This window comes from Klebsiella sp. Ech2A, from assembly GCF_030078455.1.
Taxonomy (GTDB): Bacteria; Pseudomonadota; Gammaproteobacteria; order Enterobacterales; family Enterobacteriaceae; genus Klebsiella; species Klebsiella terrigena.
Genome location: NZ_JAQGFU010000353.1, coordinates 1 through 2,326, shown reverse-complemented (window position 1 = coordinate 2,326; position 2,326 = coordinate 1). Strand labels below are relative to the sequence as shown.

3 protein-coding genes and 1 pseudogene are annotated in these 2,326 nt (G+C 64.4%); 2 read left to right on the top strand and 2 right to left on the bottom strand.

The features are described from left to right. The first annotated feature begins 110 nt into the window (after positions 1-110). Together PFH44_RS26830 and PFH44_RS26825 are read left to right on the top strand one after the other, a co-directional pair. The gene (locus PFH44_RS26830; RefSeq protein ID WP_076947590.1) at positions 111-806 is read left to right on the top strand and encodes an ABC transporter ATP-binding protein; all 696 of its coding nucleotides are present in this window, start codon (positions 111-113) and stop codon (positions 804-806) included. Continuing rightward, positions 793-1,278 (top strand): TlpA family protein disulfide reductase, encoded by a 486-nt coding sequence (locus PFH44_RS26825; RefSeq protein ID WP_283826730.1) that lies wholly within the window; start codon positions 793-795, stop codon positions 1,276-1,278. Before PFH44_RS26830 ends, PFH44_RS26825 begins: the two co-directional genes overlap by 14 nt. Positions 1,279-1,318: 40 nt before the next feature. Here PFH44_RS26825 and PFH44_RS26820 read toward each other — a convergent pair whose 3' ends face one another. Next, the gene (locus PFH44_RS26820) at positions 1,319-2,050 is read right to left on the bottom strand and encodes a class II aldolase and adducin N-terminal domain-containing protein (RefSeq protein ID WP_076947588.1); all 732 of its coding nucleotides are present in this window, start codon (positions 2,048-2,050) and stop codon (positions 1,319-1,321) included. Positions 2,051-2,054: 4 nt separating this feature from the next. Beyond that, a pseudogene (locus tag PFH44_RS26815) lies at positions 2,055-2,326 on the bottom strand (ABC transporter substrate-binding protein); the annotation flags it as partial.

Here is a 2,326-nt window from a genome sequence, read left to right as displayed (position 1 = left end):
GCCGATTACCCTGGCGCTGTCTTTACTGGTCGCCCTGCTGGCGGCCATTGTTCCGGTGCGGCGCGCGGTAAGCGTCGAGCCGGCGAAAGTGCTGAAAGGAGAGTAACGCCATGACCGTCACGCCCCTGCGTCAGATGGCAATTGAGACCCGTCATTTATATAAGCGATTTGGCGAGGTCACCGCGCTGGAAGACATTAATCTGTGCATCGCCCGCGGTGAGTTCGTCGCCATTATGGGCGCTTCCGGCTCGGGGAAAACTACCCTGATGAACATTCTCACCTGTCTGGATACCGCCAGCGAGGGCCAGGTCATCCTCGACGGCACCGACGCGGCGGCGCTGGATGAAGAGGGGCGCCGCGCCTTTCGCGCGCAGAAAATTGGCCTCGTTTTCCAGCAGTTTCACCTGATCCCGTTCCTCACGGCGCTGGAAAATATCATGCTGGCGCAGCACTACCACAGCGTGGTGGACGAGGCCGCCGCCCGGGCGGTACTGGCCCAGGTCGGCCTTGAACACCGCATGACCCACCTGCCGAGCCAGCTGTCGGGCGGCGAGCAGCAGCGCGTGTGCATCGCCCGGGCGCTGGTCAACGAGCCGCCGGTCATTTTTGCCGATGAGCCGACCGGCAACCTCGATGAGGAAAACGAGCAGCGGGTGCTGGATCTGCTGACCGATCTGCACCGGCAGGGGCGCACGGTGGTGATGGTGACCCACAACCCGGCGCTGGGGCAGTTTGCCGACCGCATCGTGCGGCTGCAGCACGGCAGGTATTTGGGCGAAGAGGTGAACCATCATGCGCATGCCTAAGGTGATTATCATGCTGCTGCTGACGCTGCTGGTCGGCTGCAAAGAGGAGAAGCTGGCGCGCGGCGAGCCGGCCCCCGCGCTGGCGGCCTTCGATCTCCAGGACAACGCGGCCAGCCTTGAGCGCTGGCGCGGTAAGGCCATCTATCTTAATTTCTGGTCCGCCGGCTGCGGCGGCTGCCTGGCGGAGATGGATACCCTGCAGGCGCTGAGCCAGCGCTGGCCGGACAGGGTGGTGGTGGTGGCGGTCAATACCGATCCCGACAGCGTCGAGATCGCGCCGCTGCTGGCAAAGCACGGCATCAGCTACCCGGTGCTGCGCGACCGGCTGAAAATAACCCAGGAGCGCTATCAGGTGATCGGTACCCCGACGTCGGTGCTGATTGATAGCCGCGGGCGGGTGGTGGACCTGCACCAGGGCTGGCGCAAGCCGGAGGTGCTGCAGGCGGTATTCAGCGAGCTGGCGCAGCGCTAAGCGGCTCCCCCGGCGTTGCCCGGGGGAAGCCTGGGGCAGCTTAGTCCAGCAGGGAAGGATCGGCGTCGATCATCAGCTGCTTCATCTCCTCAAAATGCTGACGGGAAAAGTCGCTGATTTTTTCCCAGTCGGCGGCGGTTTTCTCCGCCACTTCATCGGACAGCACCTTCAGCGGCCGGCCGGTTGACCAGGCGGTGACCAGAATCTGGCAGGCGCGCTCGAGGGTCCAGATATCGTCAAACGCCTCGCCGATGGAGCCGGCGGTCACCAGCACCCCGTGATTGCCCATCAGCAGGCGGCGTTTATCCGCCAGCAGCCCAGCCAGCCGCGCCCCCTCGGCGACGGTATCCGCCATCCCGCCGTACAGCGTATCGACCGCCACGCGCTGAAAGTAGCGCGCGGTGTTCTGGTCGACAGGCAGGATCTGCGGATCCTCAAGGCAGGCGACGCTGGTGGCGTAGACCGGATGCAGATGCAGCACCGCCCGGGCCTGCGGCAGCCGCTGGTGAATCTGCCCGTGGATAGCCCACGCCGTGGCGTCAACGTCCGCGCGGTGGGCGTTATCTTCATCATCGGCGTTCAGCAGCAGCAGATCGCTGGCGCGAATGCGCGAGAAGTGGCGCCACTTCGGGTTGAGCAGAAACGTTTTGCCATCCGCCGACAGGGCGGCGCTAAAGTGGTTGGCGACCGCCTCGTGCATGCCGAGGTGGGCAACAATGCGCAGCGTCGCCGCCAGATCGATGCGCGTTTGTTCTTCAAAAGAGTAGGCCACGGCGTTATTCCACTTTCGGCATCAGGTCGTTGAGGTCCGCCTCGGTCGGCGGCTGGAAGTTATACTTTTTCAGCAGGGCGGCGTACTCCGGCGTGGCGCTAAACTTCTTCAGCCCCTCCTCAAGCGCGGTCTTCACTTCGCTGTTGCCTTTTTTCACCCCGAAGCCGTTGAGCACCGGGTAGATCAGCGTCGTGGAGGAGATGGCGATGCGGTCGCCCAGCTTGTCGACTACGCCGCGCGCCACCGCCGCATCGGGGATCTGCGCCTCCACCCCCC

Excerpts from the sequence above, each read along its gene's own strand:
- PFH44_RS26830 (WP_076947590.1), top strand. The coding sequence starts at position 111 with ATGACCGTCACGCCCCTGCGTCAGATGGCAATTGAGACCCGTCATTTA.
- PFH44_RS26825 (WP_283826730.1), top strand. The coding sequence starts at position 793 with ATGCGCATGCCTAAGGTGATTATCATGCTGCTGCTGACGCTGCTGGTC.